Origin of the sequence: Enterobacter sp. CPE_E890 (assembly GCF_046521475.1) — a bacterium.
GTDB classification, from domain to species: Bacteria; Pseudomonadota; Gammaproteobacteria; order Enterobacterales; family Enterobacteriaceae; genus Enterobacter; species Enterobacter adelaidei.
Window position 1 is genome coordinate 1,519,667 of sequence record NZ_JBKFZW010000001.1, and the last position, 19,990, is coordinate 1,539,656.

General features: G+C 53.9%; 15 protein-coding genes and 1 pseudogene. 9 read left to right on the forward strand and 7 right to left on the reverse strand.

Going from position 1 to position 19,990, the window contains the following annotated elements; all coding sequences use genetic code 11:
- Positions 1-92 precede the first annotated feature (92 nt).
- The 3 genes from ACLHV9_RS07510 to ACLHV9_RS07520 all read right to left on the reverse strand — a co-directional run bounded on the left by ACLHV9_RS07510 (position 93) and on the right by ACLHV9_RS07520 (position 4,439).
- Positions 93-908, reverse strand: coding sequence for a Cof-type HAD-IIB family hydrolase (locus tag ACLHV9_RS07510; RefSeq protein ID WP_049005401.1), 816 nt, complete (start codon positions 906-908; stop codon positions 93-95).
- A 194-nt stretch (positions 909-1,102) separates the two neighbouring features.
- Positions 1,103-3,535, reverse strand: coding sequence for a formate C-acetyltransferase/glycerol dehydratase family glycyl radical enzyme (locus tag ACLHV9_RS07515; RefSeq protein WP_407220356.1), 2,433 nt, complete (start codon positions 3,533-3,535; stop codon positions 1,103-1,105).
- A 4-nt stretch (positions 3,536-3,539) separates the two neighbouring features.
- Positions 3,540-4,439: a glycyl-radical enzyme activating protein gene (locus ACLHV9_RS07520; RefSeq protein ID WP_134707350.1), complete on the reverse strand. Its 900-nt coding sequence runs from the start codon at positions 4,437-4,439 to the stop codon at positions 3,540-3,542.
- A 128-nt stretch (positions 4,440-4,567) separates the two neighbouring features.
- Here ACLHV9_RS07520 and fsa point away from each other — a divergent pair, with 128 nt between their 5' ends.
- Positions 4,568-5,230, forward strand: a complete 663-nt coding sequence (gene fsa / locus ACLHV9_RS07525) for a fructose-6-phosphate aldolase (protein WP_023326972.1) — start codon at positions 4,568-4,570, stop codon at positions 5,228-5,230.
- Positions 5,231-5,319: 89 nt separating this feature from the next.
- Here fsa and moeB read toward each other — a convergent pair whose 3' ends face one another.
- Positions 5,320-6,072, reverse strand: coding sequence for a molybdopterin-synthase adenylyltransferase MoeB (moeB, locus tag ACLHV9_RS07530; RefSeq protein ID WP_108090534.1), 753 nt, complete (start codon positions 6,070-6,072; stop codon positions 5,320-5,322).
- Between the two features lies 1 nt (position 6,073).
- Entirely contained in the window at positions 6,074-7,306 is a 1,233-nt protein-coding gene (gene moeA, locus ACLHV9_RS07535) for a molybdopterin molybdotransferase MoeA (protein ID WP_108090533.1), read from the reverse strand.
- A gap of 188 nt (positions 7,307-7,494) precedes the next feature.
- Between moeA and iaaA the strand changes: the two are divergent.
- The 5 genes and pseudogenes from iaaA to gsiD all read left to right on the forward strand — a co-directional run bounded on the left by iaaA (position 7,495) and on the right by gsiD (position 13,717).
- A pseudogene (gene iaaA, locus ACLHV9_RS07540) lies at positions 7,495-8,458 on the forward strand (beta-aspartyl-peptidase).
- Positions 8,445-10,316, forward strand: coding sequence for a glutathione ABC transporter ATP-binding protein GsiA (gsiA, locus tag ACLHV9_RS07545; RefSeq protein ID WP_108090531.1), 1,872 nt, complete (start codon positions 8,445-8,447; stop codon positions 10,314-10,316). The pseudogene iaaA and the gene gsiA overlap by 14 nt, the downstream one beginning before the upstream one ends.
- Positions 10,317-10,339: 23 nt before the next feature.
- Positions 10,340-11,878 (forward strand): glutathione ABC transporter substrate-binding protein GsiB, encoded by a 1,539-nt coding sequence (gene gsiB / locus ACLHV9_RS07550; RefSeq protein WP_108090530.1) that lies wholly within the window; start codon positions 10,340-10,342, stop codon positions 11,876-11,878.
- 5 nt (positions 11,879-11,883) lie between these two features.
- Entirely contained in the window at positions 11,884-12,804 is a 921-nt protein-coding gene (gsiC, locus tag ACLHV9_RS07555; RefSeq protein WP_049005410.1) for a glutathione ABC transporter permease GsiC, read from the forward strand.
- A gap of 1 nt (position 12,805) precedes the next feature.
- Complete coding sequence (gene gsiD / locus ACLHV9_RS07560; RefSeq protein WP_028019339.1) at positions 12,806-13,717, forward strand: glutathione ABC transporter permease GsiD; 912 nt, start codon at positions 12,806-12,808, stop codon at positions 13,715-13,717.
- Between the two features lie 63 nt (positions 13,718-13,780).
- Here gsiD and rimO read toward each other — a convergent pair whose 3' ends face one another.
- Positions 13,781-15,088 (reverse strand): 30S ribosomal protein S12 methylthiotransferase RimO, encoded by a 1,308-nt coding sequence (gene rimO, locus ACLHV9_RS07565; protein ID WP_407220357.1) that lies wholly within the window; start codon positions 15,086-15,088, stop codon positions 13,781-13,783.
- A gap of 43 nt (positions 15,089-15,131) precedes the next feature.
- On the opposite strand from rimO, the gene ACLHV9_RS07570 reads away from it, so the two are divergent.
- Complete coding sequence (locus ACLHV9_RS07570) at positions 15,132-16,343, forward strand: recombinase family protein (protein WP_407220358.1); 1,212 nt, start codon at positions 15,132-15,134, stop codon at positions 16,341-16,343.
- A 9-nt stretch (positions 16,344-16,352) separates the two neighbouring features.
- On the opposite strand, the gene ACLHV9_RS07575 is transcribed toward ACLHV9_RS07570, so the two are convergent.
- Positions 16,353-17,473 (reverse strand): IS3-like element ISSen4 family transposase gene (locus tag ACLHV9_RS07575; RefSeq protein ID WP_087451024.1). Its coding sequence is split into 2 segments (ribosomal slippage): positions 16,353-17,215 and positions 17,215-17,473, totalling 1,122 coding nucleotides; the frame shifts between segments, so codons are not numbered across the junction.
- 580 nt (positions 17,474-18,053) lie between these two features.
- On the opposite strand from ACLHV9_RS07575, the gene ACLHV9_RS07580 reads away from it, so the two are divergent.
- The gene (locus ACLHV9_RS07580) at positions 18,054-18,428 is read left to right on the forward strand and encodes a hypothetical protein (RefSeq protein WP_111969662.1); all 375 of its coding nucleotides are present in this window, start codon (positions 18,054-18,056) and stop codon (positions 18,426-18,428) included.
- Between the two features lie 73 nt (positions 18,429-18,501).
- Positions 18,502-19,935, forward strand: a complete 1,434-nt coding sequence (locus tag ACLHV9_RS07585) for a type III restriction endonuclease subunit R (protein ID WP_407221171.1) — start codon at positions 18,502-18,504, stop codon at positions 19,933-19,935.
- The last annotated feature ends 55 nt before the right edge of the window (positions 19,936-19,990 follow it).

Genomic DNA, 19,990 nt, shown 5'->3' on the forward strand with positions numbered 1-19,990 from the left:
AAAAATAAGTTAATGCAAGTTTAAAAACTTGACGTGTGCCACAGGATGGAAAAGAAGGGAAAAGCCGGAGCAAAGCCCCGGCAAGGAGAGGATTACGCGTCGAAAGGAGAATGGTCGTCGAGCACTGCCTGAATGACATTCAGCGCACCCTGATGATTGTTATCGTCGGTGCTGTAGCGGCTGATCTCTTTGATGCTTTCTGCCGCGTTGCCCATTGCAAAGGAATATTTCACCAGCTTCAGCATCTCGGCATCGTTGCCGCTGTCGCCAATAGCCACGCACTCCTGAGGGGAGATCTTCCAGCGCTTCAGCAGACGGCTGATGCCGTTGGCCTTGTGCAGGCCGGGGATAATCAAATCGACAAAACCAAAGCCGCTGGTGACGGGCTTCATAATGCCATCCAGCGACACATGCAGTTTGTCGATAAGATTCGGGATATCGCTGTCCGGCAGGTTCAGGGAGAACTTAAACAGCACGTCGTCGATTTCGTGGTAGTCACTGATGCGTTTTAAACGGTGATAGTGCTTTGACATTAGCGCCACGAACGCGTCCGGAGCTTTGTCGCTAACGTAAGCACTCTCCAGCCCGCAGGCCACAAAGTTCAGCCCTTTGTCTTTCAGCAGTTCGCCAATCACGATTTGCGATTCATGACGCGTCAGCTCGCCGTGGAAAATCTGCTCGCCGTGGTCGAACACCAGTGCACCGTTTTCGGCCACGAAGGATATCTGATCTTTCAGCTCCGGAAAGAAGGAGATGAGCTGGTAATACTGGTTACCGCTGGCGACAACGAATTCAATATCTCGGGCTTTAAGCTGTTCAAACTGTGCCTGGAAGCGGTCACGATCGTACTGCTTGGCATCATTAAGGAAAGTTCCGTCCATATCGGTGACGATAACTTTTACGGTCATACATTGCGCTCCTGGATCACTGCGTTTGAAACATTCTAATAACAAGGTGACGGAGAGCACAAATTTAATTTCATTCGAAAGTAAAAGCAAAACGGCAACCAGGGTTGCCGTTTTTAGTGTTTGCTCCCTCTCCCCGTGGGAGAGGGGCGGGGTGAGGGCATCAGCCTGCGCATTTCCCCTTAGAGGATGCACCGTTACAGCGTATGTTCAGTACGCGCAATAATATCGTCCTGCGCATCCGGCGACAGGGCGGTGAAGAACGCCGAGTAGCCTGCCACGCGCACGACCAGGTCACGATACTGGTCAGGATGTTTCTTCGCTTCCAGCAGCGTTTCGCGCGAGACGATGTTGTACTGAATATGCCAGCCTTTATGCACCTCAAAGAAGGTGCGCAGTAGCACCATTAGCTTCTGGCGATCGCTGTCGTTTTCCAGCGTCGACGGGTTCAGCTTCTGGTTTAACAGCACACCACCGAGAATCGCTTCCGTCGGCAGTTTACCCACGGAGCCGATCACCGCCGTCGGGCCAAGGTGGTCCGTACCGGAGGCTGGGCTTGCCCCTTCCGCCAGCGGGGTGTGCGCCTTACGTCCGTCCGGGGTCGCCATCGTTGCTGCACCAAACGGCACGTTTGCGGAGATGGACGAGGTACCCGCGTAGTAGTTACCGCCAATCGGGCCGCGACCATAGCGCGGGTTGTGGTACTGCTTCAGCTCTTCAATGTAGGTCTGATAGGCACGCGTCAGCAGCATGTCCACGCTGTCATCGTCGTTGCCGTACTTCGGCGCACTGTTGATCAGGCGCTGTCGCAGCTGCTCGTGGGTCAGCCCGTCGAAATCATCTGCCAGGGCAGCGGCAAGCTGCTGCTGACCAATTGTTCCCTGCTCGAAGACCAGTTTCTTCACCGCCGCCAGGCTGTTGCCGAGGTTGGCGATCCCCACCTGCAGACCAGAAACCCAGTCGTATTTCGCGCCGCCTTGCTTGATGCTTTTCGCACGCTCGATGCAGTCGTCCACCAGAGCCGAGCAGAGAATGTCGTGAACATTTTCTTCCAGCATCGTATCCACCACATACTCAATCTCAATAGATTTACGGGTGTAGTAGCGGATCTGGCTATCCCAGGCCGCCATCACTTCGTCGAAGTTATCGAAATTACCGGCAGAGAGCGCTTTCTCCTGCGGCAGGAAGACTTTGCCGCTGGTGGCATCGCGACCGCCTTCCAGCGCGGCGAGCATCACGCGGGCAAAGTTAATGAAACTCATGCCGGTGCAGCGATAACCCCACTTGCCGCCCACCGCTGTTTCGATACAGCCGATTGCCGCATAGTCGTAAGCATCGTCTCGTTCAACGCCGAGCTTGATGAATTCCGGGATCACGATTTCATCGTTGTTGAACGCGGGCATACCGAAGCCGCAGCGGATCACCTGCACGCAGGCGTCGAGGAAGTCGTTGCTCATGCCCGCGTGGTAACGCACGCTTAGGTTCGGCTGGGTGGAGCGCAGACGACCGCAGGATTCCAGAATGGCATAGGAGAGCGGGTTCACCGCGTCCATCGGCTCACCGTTCACCAGCTTCTGGCCGCCGATAGTGACGTTCTGGTAAAGCGGGCTGCCGGCAGAGGCTTTAGAGTGCGAGCCGGAGCGGATCTTGTTCACTTCGAGCAATTTCAGCCAGCAGCTGTGGAGCAGTTCGATCGCGTGCTCGCGGTCAAGACTCTGGTTCAGCTCCACGTCGCGACGGTAGTACGGATAGAGATACTGATCCATACGCGCGAAGGAGACGGAGTGGCCGTTGGACTCGATCTGCAGGATCAGCTGAATGAAGTAGCACAGCTGCAGCGCCTGCCAGAAGGTTTTTGGCGGCTCGTGAGCAATCACTTCACAGTTTTCTGCCATCGCCAGTAGCTCGTCGCGGCGGCTTTCGCGGGTCTCGGTAGAGGCCATCTCGCGCGCCAGATCGGCGAAGCGTTTGATGTGCAGGCTTACCGCTTCCAGCACAATATCAATCGCCTTCAGGAACTGATCGCCGTGCAGGTCTTCCAGCACCGTCAGGTTGATGCGCGTGCGGCGTTCGGCCACCTTGGCGCGCAGGCCGTCGAGACCTTTCTCCAGCACCAGCGGGAAGTTAACGGCCAGGTGCGCGTCGCCGGAGGTCATGTTGCCTTCGGCTTTGATAATGCCGGTTTCCAGCAGGCCTTTCTGCTCGTCGGTGAACATGCCGTAGCAGCGATCCTGTACTGTCTGCCCGCGCCACCATGGGCAGATTTCATGCAGCACGCGTTTGTTCTCTTCGCTTACCGCAAAGCCCGCGCCCGGGCGGTCTGCCAGATCGTCGATCTCTTTCTCAATCCACGAGACGGTGTATTCCGGGAAAATCGGCGCGGCGCGCACTTCGCTTGCCTGGTTACCGATGATCAGCTCATCGTGTTTGATCCAGATAGTACGTTCCGCCAGGTGATGTGCCAGCGCAAGAGCACGGCGCACCGGGATCGGTTTGTCCATATGCTGCTGGTACATTTCGGTGTAATGCTGGGCGCGCTCGGTACAGACCGGCGGCTTAACGATATGTACGAGGGCATTTTTGTGCGCTTTAATGCGCTCGCTAAGGGTGTTGAGATTCAGGGTCGTCATAGGTTTATCCTCGTAAGGTCGCGGTTAACCCTTTCTGGCAGGCGTACTGCTGAGCGAAGTCCAGTAGCGCAGGGTTATCAAGCGGTTTGTCAGGGGCAGAGTAGGGTTGGCCGAGCAGGGTGTATTTGTTCATGCCCAGCGTGTGGTATGGCAGAAAATGAATATCGTCGACGCCGAGTTCGTCGGCGGCAAAGTTGGTAATGGCGGTAATAGATGCTTCATCGGCGTTGAAGCCCTGAATCAGCGGCACGCGAATGGTGATTTCTTTCCCGGCAGCGGCCAGGCGTTTCAGGTTGTTCAGGATCCGTTTGGCCGAGCCGTCCGTCCACTGTTTGAATACCTCGCCATCCACATGCTTCAGGTCGGCCAGAAACAGATCAACATACGGTAATGAGGGCTCGATATAGTGCCACGGCACGTGAAGGCAGGTTTCAACGGCGGTGTGGATCCCCTGTTCGTGGCTAGCTTTAAACAGAGCCTGAGCCAGCTCAGGGTTCATAAACGGCTCGCCGCCGGAAAGCGTGATCCCGCCGCCGCTGCGATCATAAAAGGGTTTGTCGCGCAGCACGGTTGCCATAATTTCTTCCACCTGCTTCTCTTCACCGCAGACGGTGAGTGCCTGCGTCGGGCAGCAGTTGGTAAGGGCGTTGACCGTGGCTTCATCAAGCTTCTCACGGTGGATGACCAGGCCATTCAGCGCACGCTCGATACAGCCCGGTGCCGCCTGCTGACACAGGTCGCAGCCGTCCAGGCAAAGGCGCGCATCAAACAGCACGTCCCGGCTGCGGGAGCGGCTTTCCGGGTTCTGGCACCAGCGACAGCCCAGCGAGCAGCCTTTCAGGAACACCACGGTACGAATACCGGGGCCATCGTGGGTGGAGTAACGCTGAATATTGAAGATCATGTTTTCGCCTCTCGTATTGCATACGAAGATTAAATTACTTTCGAATGAAAGCGATCTTGATGCAGGTCAACTACTGAGCAGGTTTTGCTGTGATAGGGTAAGTGCAGGCTAATTTTGAGGGTGACATCATGGAACTTTATCTCGACACATCTGACGTTGCGGCAGTCAAAAAGCTGGCGCGTATCTTCCCGCTGGCGGGCGTGACCACTAATCCAAGCATTGTGGCGGCAGGTAAAACCCCGCTGGACGAGCTGCTGCCAGCGCTGCACGACGCGCTGGGCGGCAAAGGCCGTCTGTTCGCTCAGGTGATGGCGACTACCGCGGAAGGTATGGTGGAAGATGCGCGTAAGCTGCGCGCCATCATTAACGACCTGGTGGTGAAAGTGCCGGTGACCGCAGAAGGGCTGGCGGCAATCAAAATGCTGAAAGCGGAAGGGATCCCGACGCTGGGCACGGCAGTGTATGGCGCAGCCCAGGGGATGCTGTCGGCGCTGGCGGGCGCAGAGTATGTTGCCCCATACGTTAACCGCGTGGACGCGCAGGGCGGGGACGGGATCCAGACCGTAGTGGAATTACAGCAGCTGCTGACGTTGCATGCCCCGCAGTCAAAAGTGCTGGCCGCGAGTTTTAAAACCCCGCGTCAGGCGCTGGACTGCCTGCTGGCAGGCTGTGAGTCTATTACTCTGCCGCTGGACGTGGCGCAGCAGTTTATTACCTCTCCGGCAGTGGATGCGGCGATTGTGAAGTTTGAGCAGGACTGGCAGGGGGCGTTTGGTCGGACGTCTATCTGACAGGGGCGGCTTGATGCCCTCACCCCAACCCTCTCCCACAGGGAGAGGGAGCAAACACTAAAACGGCAACCTGAAGGTTGCCGTTTGCTTTAACCTCCGCAAACCTCACACCCCGGGTTACGCGTCAGCTTCATCTCGCGAAACTGACAGGTCATCGCGTCATACATCACGATTTTCCCTGCTGCAGGCGTGCCGTAGTGCGTCAGCACTTTGATCGCTTCCATCGCCTGCAATGAGCCGATCACGCCGACTAACGGCGCCATCACGCCCGCTTCGACGCAGGTCAGAGCGTTCTCGCCAAACAGACGGCTCAGGCAACGGTAGCAGGGTTCTCCCTCAGCGTAAGTGAAGACGCTGATTTGCCCCTCCATGCGGATCGCCGCGCCGGAAACCAGCGGGGTTTTATGGACAAAACAGCCTGCATTTAGCTGATTACGGATAGCCACGTTATCGGTGCAGTCGAGTACCAAATCGTGCTGCGCAATCTGGGCGCGCAACGCGTCGTCATCCAGCATCGCGTTAATCAGGGTGAACTGAACGTTGGGGTTGATGCGAGCCAGCGCCGTGCGGGCAGAGTCCACTTTCGGCTGGCCAATTGTCGCATCGCTGTGCAGCGTCTGGCGCTGCAGGTTAGACACTGACACGGTATCAAAATCCAGCAGCGTCATCCTGCCCACGCCCGCTGCGGCAAGATACTGCGCGGCAGCGCAGCCCAGACCGCCAAGACCGACGACCAGCACGCTGGCCGCCTTGAGCGCTTCCTGGCCCTCGAAATCAAAACCACGCAGCACAATCTGGCGGTTGTAGCGCATCATCTCCTGGTCAGTCAGTTCCACCGTCATCTTAGCCTCCGAACAGGTGGTTAAAGCGCTCAACCTCAACCCATTCACCGGCTTCCACGTTGCCACGTTCGCGCTCCAGCACGATAAAGCAGTTACCCTGGCTGAAGGAACTGAAGATGTGCGAGCCCTGGTGTCCGGTGGTGCTCACTTCCAGTTCGCCGTCCGCGTTGCGCGCCAGAATACCGCGCTGGAAATCGAGACGACCCGGTGATTTTTTCAGGCGCGTGGCGGCACGTACGCGCTGGCGCATCGGCAGCGGGCTGGCGTGGTTGCCCGAAAGTTTTGCCAGCAGCGGGATCACCAGCTGGTAGAAGGTCAACGCGGCAGAGACCGGGTTACCCGGCAGGCCGCAGAACCAGCTGTGCGTGAGCTTGCCAAACGCGAACGGTTTGCCTGGCTTGATAGCCAGCTTCCAGAAGGCGATCTCGCCCAGCTCTTCAAGAATGGTTTTGGTGTAATCCGCTTCGCCCACGGAGACGCCGCCGGAACTGATGACCACGTCGGCAGATTTATCCGCCTCGATAAACGCCGCGCGAAGTTGTTCCGGATCGTCTGGAATAATCCCGAGGTTGATCACTTCACAGCCCAGCTGCTCCAGCATCAGGTGTACCGCCAGACGGTTGGTGTCATAAATCTGGCCGTCCTGCAGCGGCTGGCCCGGAAGCTGCAGCTCGTCGCCGGTGGAGAATACAGCGACGCGCACCTTGCGAACGACGTCGATTTCCGCGATGCCGAGCGAGGCCAGCACCGGCAGCTCCGCCACCGTCAGCTTTTGCCCGGCGGCAAAAACGGTCGCACCGAGGGTGATGTCTTCGCCCGTGCGGCGGATATTTTGACCCGCTTTAACGCCAGCGGTAATGCGCACGCCATCGTCCGTCTGTTCAGTCTCTTCCTGCATCACGACCGCGTCGCAGCCTGCCGGAACGGGTGCTCCGGTCATGATGCGTACGCAGGTGCCCGCAGGCCATTCACCGTTAAACGGCTGACCCGCAAAGGCTTTACCTGCCACCGGCAGGGCGTTACCCGTTTGGAGATCCACCAGGCGTACCGCGTAACCGTCCATTGCGGAGTTATCGAATCCCGGCACGTTAAGCGGAGAGACGATATCGCGCGCGGCAATACGGCCAAAACAGCGCACGAGGGGCAATGTTTCAACGTCATGCAGCGGGGAAAGTCGGTCAAGCATCTGCGTGAGTGCCGTCTCAAGCGGCATCAGTCCGGCGGTAAAATCCATGGTGGGCTCCTGCACAGTAACAACGAAAGCGCTCATTATGGCAGAAAAGTGCGGCTAACTGTATGACCCGATGGGTGTACGCTTTACATCACAGTTGCGTCTTTCTATATTCAAAAATCATCTGAAGTTTCATCGACGATAATGATATTTATAGAAAAAGCCGCAAATCAGGCTAACGGGTGATGCGAATGGGTAATGCGGTAATCGCAATTCATGGCGGCGCCGGGGCAATCACCCGTGCACAGCTTAGTCCCGAACAGGAAAAGCGCTATATCGACGCGCTGTACGCCATCGTGGAAACGGGCCAGAGAATGCTGGAAGCGGGCGAAAGCGCGCTGGATGTGGTCACCGAGGCGGTTCGTTTGCTGGAAGAGTGCCCGTTATTTAACGCGGGGATCGGTTCGGTCTTTACCCGGGATGAAACGCACGAACTGGATGCCTGCGTGATGGACGGTATTACCCTGAAAGCAGGGGCCGTGGCAGGAGTCAGCCATCTACGGAACCCGGTGCTGGCTGCGCGTCTGGTCATGGAAGAGAGTCCGCATGTGCTGCTGACGGGCGCAGGCGCGGAAAAATTTGCCATTGAACATGGGATGGAATCTGTTTCTCCTGACCTGTTTTCAACGCCGGAGCGTTACCAGCAGCTTCTGGAAGCCCGTTCGGCGGGCATGACGCAGCTTGACCACACTGCACCGCTCGATGAAACCACCAAAATCGGCACGGTTGGCGCGGTGGCACTCGATAAAGCCGGGAACCTCGCGGCAGCCACCTCCACGGGTGGAATGACCAACAAACTGCCGGGACGTGTCGGCGACAGTCCATTGCCCGGTGCCGGCTGCTATGCCAATAACGCGACGGCGGCCGTATCGTGTACCGGAACCGGGGAAGTGTTTATTCGCGCGCTCGCGGCCTATGACATCACCGCGCTGATGGATTACGGTGGTTTAAGTCTGGCTGAGGCCTGCGAGCGGGTAGTCATGGAAAAACTGCCTGCGCTCGGCGGCGTCGGCGGGCTCATTGCGGTGGATCGTGAGGGCAATGTGGCATTGCCGTTCAACAGCGAAGGCATGTACCGCGCATGGGGATATGCCGGTGATGAACCCAGTACCGGGATCTATCGTGAATAAGGGGGCAACACGTGCCGCACAGTGAAGAGCTGGACAACCGCGAAGTGCTGGCTGTCCATCAACTGAATATTGCGTTTCAGGAAGAGCGGCAGTTCATCCCCGCAGTACAGAATTTATCGTTCACGCTCAGGCGCGGCGAAACGCTGGCCATTGTCGGTGAATCCGGTTCCGGAAAATCGGTCACCGCGCTGGCATTGATGCGCCTGCTGGAACAGACAGGTGGGCAAATCAGCAGCGAGAAAATACTCCTGCGCCGTCGCAACCGCCAGGTGATTGATTTAAACACGCTGAGCGGCGCCCAGATGCAGGGCGTGCGCGGGGCGGATATTGCGATGATCTTCCAGGAGCCGATGACCTCCCTGAACCCGGTCTTCCCGGTCGGGGAACAGATTGCCGAATCCATCCGGTTACATCAGGGCTTGAGCGGCGATGAAGCACTCAAAGAAGCCAGACGGATGCTTGAGCTGGTGCGCATTCCGGAGGCACAGACCATTCTGGCACGTTATCCGCATCAACTTTCTGGCGGCATGCGCCAGCGGGTGATGATTGCGATGGCGCTCTCCTGTCGCCCGGCAGTGCTGATCGCCGATGAACCGACCACGGCGCTGGACGTGACGATCCAGGCGCAGATCCTGCAGCTCATCAAGGTGCTGCAACAGGAGATGGAAATGGGGGTGATTTTCATCACCCACGATATGGGCGTGGTCGCCGATATTGCCGATCGCGTTCTGGTGATGCACAAGGGCAATGCGGTGGAAACCGGTACGGTTGAGCAAATCTTCCACGCGCCCGTTCACCCTTACACCAAAGCGCTGCTGGCGGCGGTCCCGCGTCTTGGGGCCATGAACGGCAGTGATTTACCGCGCCGCTTCCCGTTGATTTCCCCTGAAGCAACAGGGCCGGAAGTGGAGGAACGCGAGCAGGACACGGTGGTGCCAGGCAAGCCTATTCTGGAGGTGCGCGATCTGGTCACCCGTTTTCCACTGCGCAGCGGCATTCTTAATCGCGTGAAGCGCGAAGTGCATGCAGTGGAAAACGTCAGTTTTGATTTATGGCCAGGCGAAACGCTGGCACTGGTGGGAGAGTCCGGCTGTGGGAAATCCACTACCGGGCGCGCGTTGCTCCGGCTGGTGGAATCTCAGGAAGGTAGCATTACCTTTAACGGCGAACGTATTGATACGTTGCCAGACAGTAAGCTGCAGGTGATAAGGCGGGATATCCAGTTTATATTTCAGGATCCGTACGCCTCCCTCGATCCACGCCATACGGTGGGGTACTCGATTATGGAGCCGCTGCGGGTACATAACCTGCTCGATGGCGACGCGGCACAGCGTCGCGTGGCCTGGCTGCTGGAACGCGTCGGCCTGAAGCCGGAACATGCCTGGCGTTATCCGCACGAGTTTTCCGGCGGTCAGCGGCAACGTATTTGTATTGCCCGTGCGCTGGCGTTAAACCCGAAAGTGGTGATTGCCGATGAGTCCGTCTCGGCGCTGGATGTCTCTATCCGCGCGCAAATCATCAATTTATTGCTCGATTTACAGCGGGATATGGGCATCGCCTTCCTGTTTATCTCACACGATATGGCGGTGGTAGAACGTATCAGCCATCGCGTGGCGGTGATGTTGATGGGGCAAATCGTGGAGATTGGTCCGCGAAGGGCGGTGTTTGAGAACCCACAGCATCCGTACACGCGCAAGCTCATCGCTGCTGTACCGGTTGCCGATCCGGCGCATCGTCATGGCCAGCGCGTGCTGCTGCAGGATGAAATGCCGGGCAATATTCGTAAACGCGGCGAGGTCGTAGAGCGAGTCACGCTGCGTGAAGTCGGTCCGGGTCATTTTGTGGCCCCCCCGCGTCAGGACAACGCCTTTTCGCGGCTATAACTTACAACAGGCAGGAGAACACAATGGTTAAATTTGTCGCGCGTAGATGGGTGTTAGCTGTGAGCGTGACGGCAGCCCTGGCCGCTAGCCCCGCGTTCGCTGCCAAAGATGTGGTGGTGGCCGTCGGCTCCAATTTCACCACGCTGGATCCGTATGACGCCAACGACACGCTCTCTCAGGCGGTGGCGAAATCGTTCTATCAGGGGCTCTTCGGCCTGGATAAAGAGATGAAGCTCAAAAACGTGCTGGCTGAGGGGTACACCGTGTCCGACGACGGGCTGGTGTATACCATCACGCTCAGAACCGGCGTGAAATTCCAGGATGGTACAGATTTCAATGCGGAGGCGGTAAAGGTTAACCTCGACCGCGCCAGTAATCCGGAAAATAGCCTCAAGCGCTATAACCTGTATAAAAACATCGCCAGCACCGAGGTGGTCAACCCGACGACGGTAAAAATCACCCTGAAAGAGCCGTTCTCCGCGTTTATCAATATTCTGGCGCATCCGGCGACGGCAATGATTTCCCCTGCCGCACTGAAAAAATACGGTAAAGAGATCGGCTTCCATCCGGTAGGCACCGGCCCTTACGAACTGCTGACCTGGAACCAGACCGATTTTGTGAAGGTGAAGAAATTCGCCGGATACTGGCAGCAGGGATTGCCGAAGCTGGACACCATTACCTGGCGCCCGGTGGTGGACAACAACACCCGCGCGGCGATGCTGCAAACCGGCGAGGCGCAGTTTGCTTTCCCGATCCCGTATGAGCAGGCCGCCATTTTGCAGAAAAACAGCAAGCTGGAGCTGGTGGCCAGCCCGTCCATCATGCAGCGCTACATCAGCATGAACGTGACGCAAAAGCCGTTCGATAACCCGAAGGTACGGGAGGCAATCAACTATGCCATTAACCGTCAGGCGCTGGTGAAAGTCGCTTTTGCCGGCTATGCCATTCCGGCGACCGGCGTGCTGCCACCGGCTATCGCGTATGCGCAAAGCTATCAGCCGTGGCCGTACGATCCGGCCAAAGCGCGCGAGCTGCTGAAAGAGGCGGGTTTCCCGAACGGGTTTAGCACCACGCTGTGGTCGTCGCACAATCACAGTACCGCGCAGAAAGTGCTGCAGTTCACCCAGCAGCAGCTGGCACAGGTCGGGATTAAGGTGCAGGTTACCGCGATGGATGCCGGACAGCGTGCGGCTGAAGTGGAAGGTAAAGGGCAAAAAGAGAGCGGTGTGCGGATGTTCTACACCGGCTGGACGGCCTCGACCGGTGAAGCCGACTGGGCGTTATCACCGTTGTTTGCTTCGCAGAACTGGCCGCCAACCCTGTTCAATACCGCGTTCTACAGTAACCCGCAGGTGGACAAAGATCTGGCCGATGCGCTGAAAACCACCAAACCGGAAGAGAAGGCCCGCCTCTACAAAGACGCGCAGGATATCATCTGGAAAGAGTCACCGTGGGTGCCGCTGGTGGTCGAGAAACTGGTGTCAGCCCATAACAAAGCGTTGACCGGTTTCTACATCATGCCGGACACCGGCTTTAGCTTTGACGATGCGGATATAAAATAACACTCATGCTGAATTATGTTTGTAAACGCCTGCTGGGGCTTATCCCGACGCTGCTGATTGTGGCGGTGCTGGTGTTTTTGTTTGTCCATATGCTGCCGGGCGATCCGGCGCGTCTGGTTGCGGGGCCTGAAGCGGATGCCGCCGTCATTGAGCTGGTGCGAAAACAACTTGGGCTCGATCAACCTTTGTATATGCAGTTTCTCCATTATATCTGCAACGTTTTGCAGGGGGATTTTGGTACCTCGATGGTGTCGCGTCGTCCCGTATCAGAAGAGATTGCCAGCCGCTTTATGCCGACGTTCTGGTTAACGATAGCCAGTATGAGCTGGGCGGTGCTGTTTGGGCTGGGGGCCGGAATTGTCGCGGCCGTCTGGCGCAACCGCTGGCCGGATAAGCTCGGTATGGCGCTGGCGGTGACCGGTATCTCTTTCCCGGCGTTCGCGCTGGGGATGCTGCTGATGCAGATCTTCTCCGTCGAACTGGGCTGGCTGCCGACGGTCGGCGCCGATACCTGGAAGCATTACATCCTGCCTTCCATGACGCTGGGGGCTGCCGTTGCGGCGGTGATGGCCCGCTTTACCCGCGCTTCGTTCGTTGACGTACTTAGCGAAGATTATATCCGCACCGCGCGGGCGAAGGGGGTTAGCGAGAAGTGGGTCGTTCTCAAGCACGGGTTCCGCAATGCGATGATCCCGGTGGTAACGATGATGGGGCTACAGTTTGGCTTCCTGTTGGGCGGTTCTATTGTGGTGGAAAAGGTCTTCAACTGGCCGGGGCTGGGGCGTCTGCTGGTCGATTCCGTCGAGATGCGCGACTACCCGGTGATTCAGGCGGAAGTCCTGCTTTTCTCGCTGGAGTTTATTCTTATCAACTTAGTGGTGGACGTGCTCTACGCCGCCATTAACCCGGCCATCAGGTATAAGTAAGATGCGATTGTTAAACTGGCGACGTCAGGCCGTTTTAAACGCTATGCCGGGGCTCAAACCGGAACATATCCGCACGCCGTGGTCCGAATTCTGGCGGCGCTTTCGCCGTCAGCCGGTTGCCATGACGGCGGGGTTATTTGTGCTACTGCTCATCATTCTGGCGATCGTTGCCCCGTGGATAGCGCCGTTTGATGCGGAAAATTATTTTGATTACGACCGGCTGAATGACGGTCCCTCCATGATGCACTGGTTTGGGGTGGATTCGCTGGGGCGCGATATTTTTAGTCGCGTGCTGGTAGGGGCGCAGATCTCGCTAGCCGCCGGGGTGTTCGCGGTGCTGATCGGCGCGGCCATTGGTACCGTGCTGGGTCTCGTTGCCGGGTATTACGAAGGCTGGTGGGACCGTATCATCATGCGTATCTGCGATGTGTTGTTTGCCTTCCCGGGTATTCTGCTGGCGATTGCGGTGGTGGCGATCATGGGCAGCGGCATGGCGAACGTGATCGTAGCGGTGGCAGTCTTTTCCATTCCGGCCTTTGCCCGTCTGGTGCGCGGCAACACGCTGGTGCTGAAACAGCAGACGTTTATCGAGTCGGCCCGCAGCATGGGGGCCAGCGACGCCACCATCCTGTTCAGCCATATTCTGCCGGGGACGGTGTCGTCCATCGTGGTCTATTTCACCATGCGTATTGGCGTGTCGATTATCTCGGCGGCCAGCCTGTCGTTTCTGGGATTAGGCGCGCAGCCTCCGACGCCGGAGTGGGGCGCAATGCTGAACGAGGCGAGGGCAGATATGGTGATTGCACCGCACGTGGCGATCTTCCCGAGTCTGGCGATTTTTCTGACCGTGCTGGCGTTTAACCTGCTGGGTGACGGGCTGCGCGACGCGCTGGATCCGAGGATTAAGGGGTAGTGCAGTGAAATGTGCCGGGCGGCGGCTACGCCTTACCCGGCATACAAAAGCGGAGTGGGGAGATTAAACCCGGCTACCCCACAGGTCATACTCGTCCGCGTTTTCAACCTTCACGCGAATAATATCACCCGGCTTAACGCTGGTTTCACCGTTGAGGTACACCGCTCCGTCGATTTCAGGGGCATCCGCCATGCTGCGGCCAATCGCGCCTTCTTCATCAACTTCGTCGATGATGACCATGATCTCGCGACCCACTTTTTCCTGCAGACGCTCGGCAGAGATCTGCTGCTGAAGCTGCATGAAGCGGTTCCAGCGCTCTTCTTTTACCTCTTCCGGCACCTGGTCCGCCAGCTCGTTGGCGGTTGCGCCTTCTACCGGGCTGTACTTGAAGCAGCCAACGCGGTCCAGACGCGCTTCTTTCAGGAAGTCGAGCAGCATCTGGAAGTCTTCTTCGGTTTCACCCGGGAAGCCGACAATAAAGGTGGAACGCAGGGTCAGTTCCGGGCAGATTTCACGCCACTGCTTGATGCGTGCCAGCTGGCGATCAACGGAGCCAGGACGTTTCATCAGCTTCAGAATACGCGGGCTGGCGTGCTGCAGCGGGATGTCCAGGTACGGCAGAATTTTGCCTTCCGCCATCAGCGGGATCACGTCGTCAACGTGCGGGTAAGGGTAGACGTAGTGCAGACGCGTCCAGATACCCAGTTTAGACAGCTGCTCGCACAGGCCGACCATGCTGGTTTTCACCGGTTCACCGTTGTGGAAACCGGAGCGGTGTTTAACGTCCACGCCGTAAGCCGAGGTGTCCTGGGAGATGACCAGCAGCTCCTTCACGCCCGCGTCGGCCAGACGTTTCGCTTCCGCCAGCACTTCGCCAATTGGACGGCTCACCAGATCGCCACGCATGGACGGGATAATGCAGAAGGTGCAGCGGTGGTTGCAGCCTTCAGAAATTTTTAAGTAAGCGTAGTGGCGCGGCGTCAGTTTCACGCCCTGCTCCGGCACAAGGCTCAGGAACGGGTTGTGCTTTGGTTTTGGCACGTAATGATGAACATGTTCCAGCACCTGCTCGTAGCTGTGCGGGCCGGTGATCTCCAGCACTTTCGGGTGCACTTCGCGGATCTGATCCTCTTTCGCGCCCAGGCAGCCGGTCACAATCACTTTGCCGTTTTCAGTCAGGGCTTCACCGATGGCTTCCAGTGACTCCTGAACCGCGCTGTCGATAAACCCACAGGTGTTAACGATCACCATATCGGCGTTGTCGTAGCTTGGCACCACGTCATAGCCCTCGGTGCGCAGTTCGGTCAGGATACGTTCGGAATCCACCAGGTTTTTCGGGCACCCTAATGATATAAATCCAATCTTAGACATTTTTTTGTACAATCAGTTGCTCACATTGCCGGGGATTATATAGATGCCGCAACTTTATAGCTACATCAGGTGGTCAACAGATCGCCAGGACAAAGGGACAACCAGAAACAGGCAACTTGCAGCCGCGAAAGTATATGCGGCTGAAGCTGGGCTGGAAATGGTTGAGATCGAAGATCCTGGCGTCAGTGCTTTTCGTGGCAAGAATACCAACACAGGAAAATTAGGGGATTTTATAGATGCAGTTAAACAAGGAGCTATTGCCTCTGATTCCTGGCTATACGTGGAAAATCTGGACCGCATTACAAGACAGAATGTAACTACTGCACAGAAACTGTTTATTGAATTGTTAGAGTTAGGTTTGACACTCGTCACAGGCATGGATAAGCGGGTATATACACTTGATTCTGTAAACAAAAATCCAACAGAATTAATGATTTCACTACTGCTGTTCAGCCGTGCCAATGAAGAATCAGAAACGAAATCAAACAGGACTATAGGCAATGTTGTTGCTTTGGTCGAACGTCATCAAGCAGGATTGCCAGTAAACATTAAGTCAGTTGGTCGCCATCCGTTTTGGATAGATGATTCAGGTTCGCAATATCAAGCGGTTAAAGAACATCCGGTTTACTGGAGTATCGCCCGCGAAGCTATAGACATGTTTTTAGATGGGAATGGCATCTATACAGTAAAGCGTTATCTTGATGAAAAATATCCTAACGGTTTAAAGGGTAAGGAGTGGGATTATCAAGTTTTAAAGAAAATGCGTGATAATCGTGCTTTGATTGGGGAAAGGACTATCAATGTCGGTGGTGCTACTTACAAACTTGATAACTACTATCCGTGGTTGTGTAAAGATGAAGCAGAGTTTTTAACGCTGGCTGAACGTAAGCAACAAAACAACTACAAAGCTAAGAAAGACAAAACAGAAGAAATCAAATTGTTGTCAGGGCTACAGGTGTTGCGGTGTAGTAAATGTGGAGGAACGATGCATTCCTTCATGAATCATGGTAGTGCTCGCTACATCTGTACGAATGGGGTTCACCTACAGAAAAACTGTTCTGGCTGGTCCATTTCAGCTCAATTAGTTGAACACTGTACAATGATTTCACTCCTGATCGGTTACATGGACAAGAGTCGTAAGGATGGTATTGACACTACTGCTATAGAAGAAGAAATTAGTAGAAAAGAAATATTGATAACTGATCTGGAATCTCGCATAGCAAACATGGCTCAGGTGACCTGCCCCCACGATTAGATACAACACTCAGTTAGTAACGTCGGAATCTTCATTCTCAGAATGACCCTTTCTCCAGCCCGCTGCAAATTCAGACGGTGTCTGATAATTCAGCGTGGAGTGCGGGCGGCATTCGTTATAATCCTGCCGCCAGTCATTAATAATTTTCCTGGCATGAACGATATCGCTGAACCAGTGCTCATTCAAACATTCATCGCGAAATCGTCCGTTAAAGCTCTCAATAAATCCGTTCTGCGTTGGCTTGCCCGGCTGGATTAAGCGCAACTCAACACCATGCTCAAAGGCCCATTGATCCAGTGCACGGCAAGTGAACTCCGGCCCCTGGTCAGTTCTTATCGTCGCCGGATAGCCTCGAAACAGTGCAATGCTGTCCAGAATACGCGTGACCTGAACGCCTGAAATCCCAAAGGCAACAGTGACCGTCAGGCATTCCTTTGTGAAATCATCGACGCAGGTAAGACACTTGATCCTGCGACCGGTGGAAAGTGCGTCCATGACGAAATCCATCGACCAGGTCAGATTGGGCGCCGCCGGACGGAGCAGCGGCAGACGTTCTGTTGCCAGCCCTTTACGACGTCTTCTGCGTTTTACGCCCAGGCCACTGAGGTGATAAAGCCGGTACACGCGCTTATGATTAACATGAAGCCCTTCACGGCGCAGCAACTGCCAAATACGACGGTAGCCAAAACGCCTGCGCTCCAGTGCCAGCTCAGTGATGCGCCCTGATAAATGCGCATCAGCAGCCGGACGGTGAGCCTCATAGCGGCAGGTCGACAGGGATAAACCTGTAAGCCTGCAGGCACGACGTTGCGACAGACCGGTCGCATCACACATCAACATCACGGCTTCCCGCTTCTGGTCTGTCGTCAGTACTTTCGCCCAAGAGCCACCTGAAGCGCCTCTTTATCCAGCATGGCTTCGGCAAGCAGCTTCTTGAGTCTGGCGTTCTCTTCCTCAAGCGACTTCAGGCGCTTAACTTCAGGCACCTCCATACCGCCATACTTCTTACGCCAGGTGTAAAACGTGGCATCGGAAATGGCATGCTTGCGGCAGAGTTCACGGGCGGGTACCCCAGCTTCGGCTTCGCGGAGAATACTGATGATCTGTTCGTCGGAAAAACGCTTCTTCATGGGGATGTCCTCATGTGGCTTATGAAGACATTACTAACATCGGGGTGTACTAATCAACGGGGAGCAGGTCAGCATCATTCTGGCCTAATACTGGAAAGTATGAACGTGCGAATGTTGAGTATGAGGGGATAACTTATAACATTGCGATGAATGGCCGGGTTTCGAAGGCAATAACCGCAGCATTGGAAGCGACTGGATTGTCGCGTAAAGACTTCATAGAGCGTTATAAGGTATGAAGCCAAAGAACTTGTGGTGTTGCAGGTTCATCATAGGATGCTTTTTTAAGTCGGCAATAGCCGCATCAAAACCGAGAACTCTCGAAATTTTTAATGAATGTACTACTAAGAAAGTACAACGATATTCGTGAAACCATCGAAGAATGTATCAGTTAGAAAGTACAAAGATAGTGCCTAAATGATATATGATTTTTTGACTTTAATAGTAATGAGATTGTCAAGAAAAAGTTGCAACTATTCCTTGATTGGGGCAATTTTGCCCATTAACATATAGCCAATCAAACGTAAACAGCACCCGTAGGAGGTTAACCATGAGATAACTTTTAATTTAGAGGAGTAACGAAATGTCAAAGAAAAATAGCAAGTTACCTACCACGATTGTTAATGAAATCAAGCATCTATTCAATGAGTTAGCTGCTTTTGACGTTACAGTTCAACGTAAGCAAAGTAGTACAAAAGCCTACATACAGGTTCTAGATGAATATCAGGGGAATGAGAGGATTCACACCATTTACCTTAAGGACGATAAAATACGTTATCGTGGCTTAAATGTAGAAAGCGGCAATATAACAGAAGTCGATATAGAAAATAACGAAGTAAAATTTGCTATGTATTCGACATTAATTATGAAACTTCCTGTAGCTTTTGAGGCGGTGAACCAACTTCTTTCACTTGTTGATAAGCATGGTCTTGTAGTTGTCGCAACTCCTAAATACTAATAACTAAAACGACGAAAGGCCAGACACTGGAATGGCTGGCCTTTCTAAATTAATCAATATGGAGCGTGTACAAATGATTAATCCTACACCTATTTATAATAAGTTTAAATATGTATCTGCTGAGTGTGGTTCAGGTAAAACAACCGCTATATGTAATATAATCAATAACAGTACTAAAAAATATATTTTAGTACAGAACACTCAAGAACTTATTAAGCAAACAGCAAAGCAAATCAATAATTGCGAGTATATTATTACGGATGCTGTACCAAAAGATGAAAGTGTTATTAGTTCAGTTATTGACTTTCTTTCATCTGGAAGTAATAAAACATTAATCATTACAGATAAAACGTTTTTCAAAATCCCTCGTGAATTGTTATCCGGCTGGAATATTTACATTGATGATGTGACAAATTTTCATTCTTTTCAGAATATAAATGAAGGTAGTGCTGAAATAAAAAATATTATCCGTAATGTTTTAATCCACAAAGTACAGTCATTAGATGACAGAAACATGTATATTACGGCTGAAAGAAATCCAGAAGTACATGGAGATATAGTAAAGAATATTCTAAATCAACTTTCAGTAATGAATGAAAATGACCTTTTTATAATGAATAATGAGTACTTTACTGATGCGGAAAAGGAACAACTTAATATTACCGCATGGAAAGATCTCAATAAGTACAAAGACGTATCAATTACCTTTCTTGGGGCTAATTTCGAAAACTCATTGATCTATAAAGGAAACAAAGAATTATTTGAAAGTACTAAACTTGAAGGATTACTGTCACGAAAAACAGAACTCAAAGAGAGATTAAAAGTTTATTACTTCTCAAAAAATCATAAACTATCAAAGACATGGAAAACTAACAACCCTGCCAAAGTACAAAGAATATACGATTTCCTAGATGCCAGACTTGGTGGGCAAGACTTCTACTGGGCGAAGAATAAAAGTGACTCTCAGAGCCTCAAGAACGGCACAGAGATCAGCCCGGATGCCAGAGGATTTAACCAGTACCAGCATCTTATGACATGCGTCTGGTTGGCTTGTATGCGTCCCTCTGAAACAGAAGCTAAACAGTGTGAATTGTTCTTTAAGATTGACGGCGAAGCGATACACGTTGCGAGGGAGTACGAAAGTCTACACCAGTTCGTACTACGAGGGATTTCGAGGAATTTCGACAGTACTGAAACGCAGATAGTCTATGTTTTTGATGAGTGGCAGGCCAAATCTCTTACAGACAATATTGAGTACATAGATCTCGGTATTGATGATGACGAACAAGGGCAGAGAGGCAGGCCGCAAGGCTCATTGAACAAGGAAAAGCGTTTCACTCTTGATGACACTAAAGCAACGCGTTTCAGACGCTGGGCGAAAACTAACCCGGAGCTTAGTCATGGTGCATTCAAAGCGTTCCTTGCAAGTACTGCCAACGACGATCTCAGTACTGAGGAAAGGGCAGCCATGTACGAGAAGTACGAAAAAGCAGCAAAAAAGAAATAGCTCTGCTCCTTTGTCAGAAACACCATCATAAACAACAAATGTCCGAAAAATAATA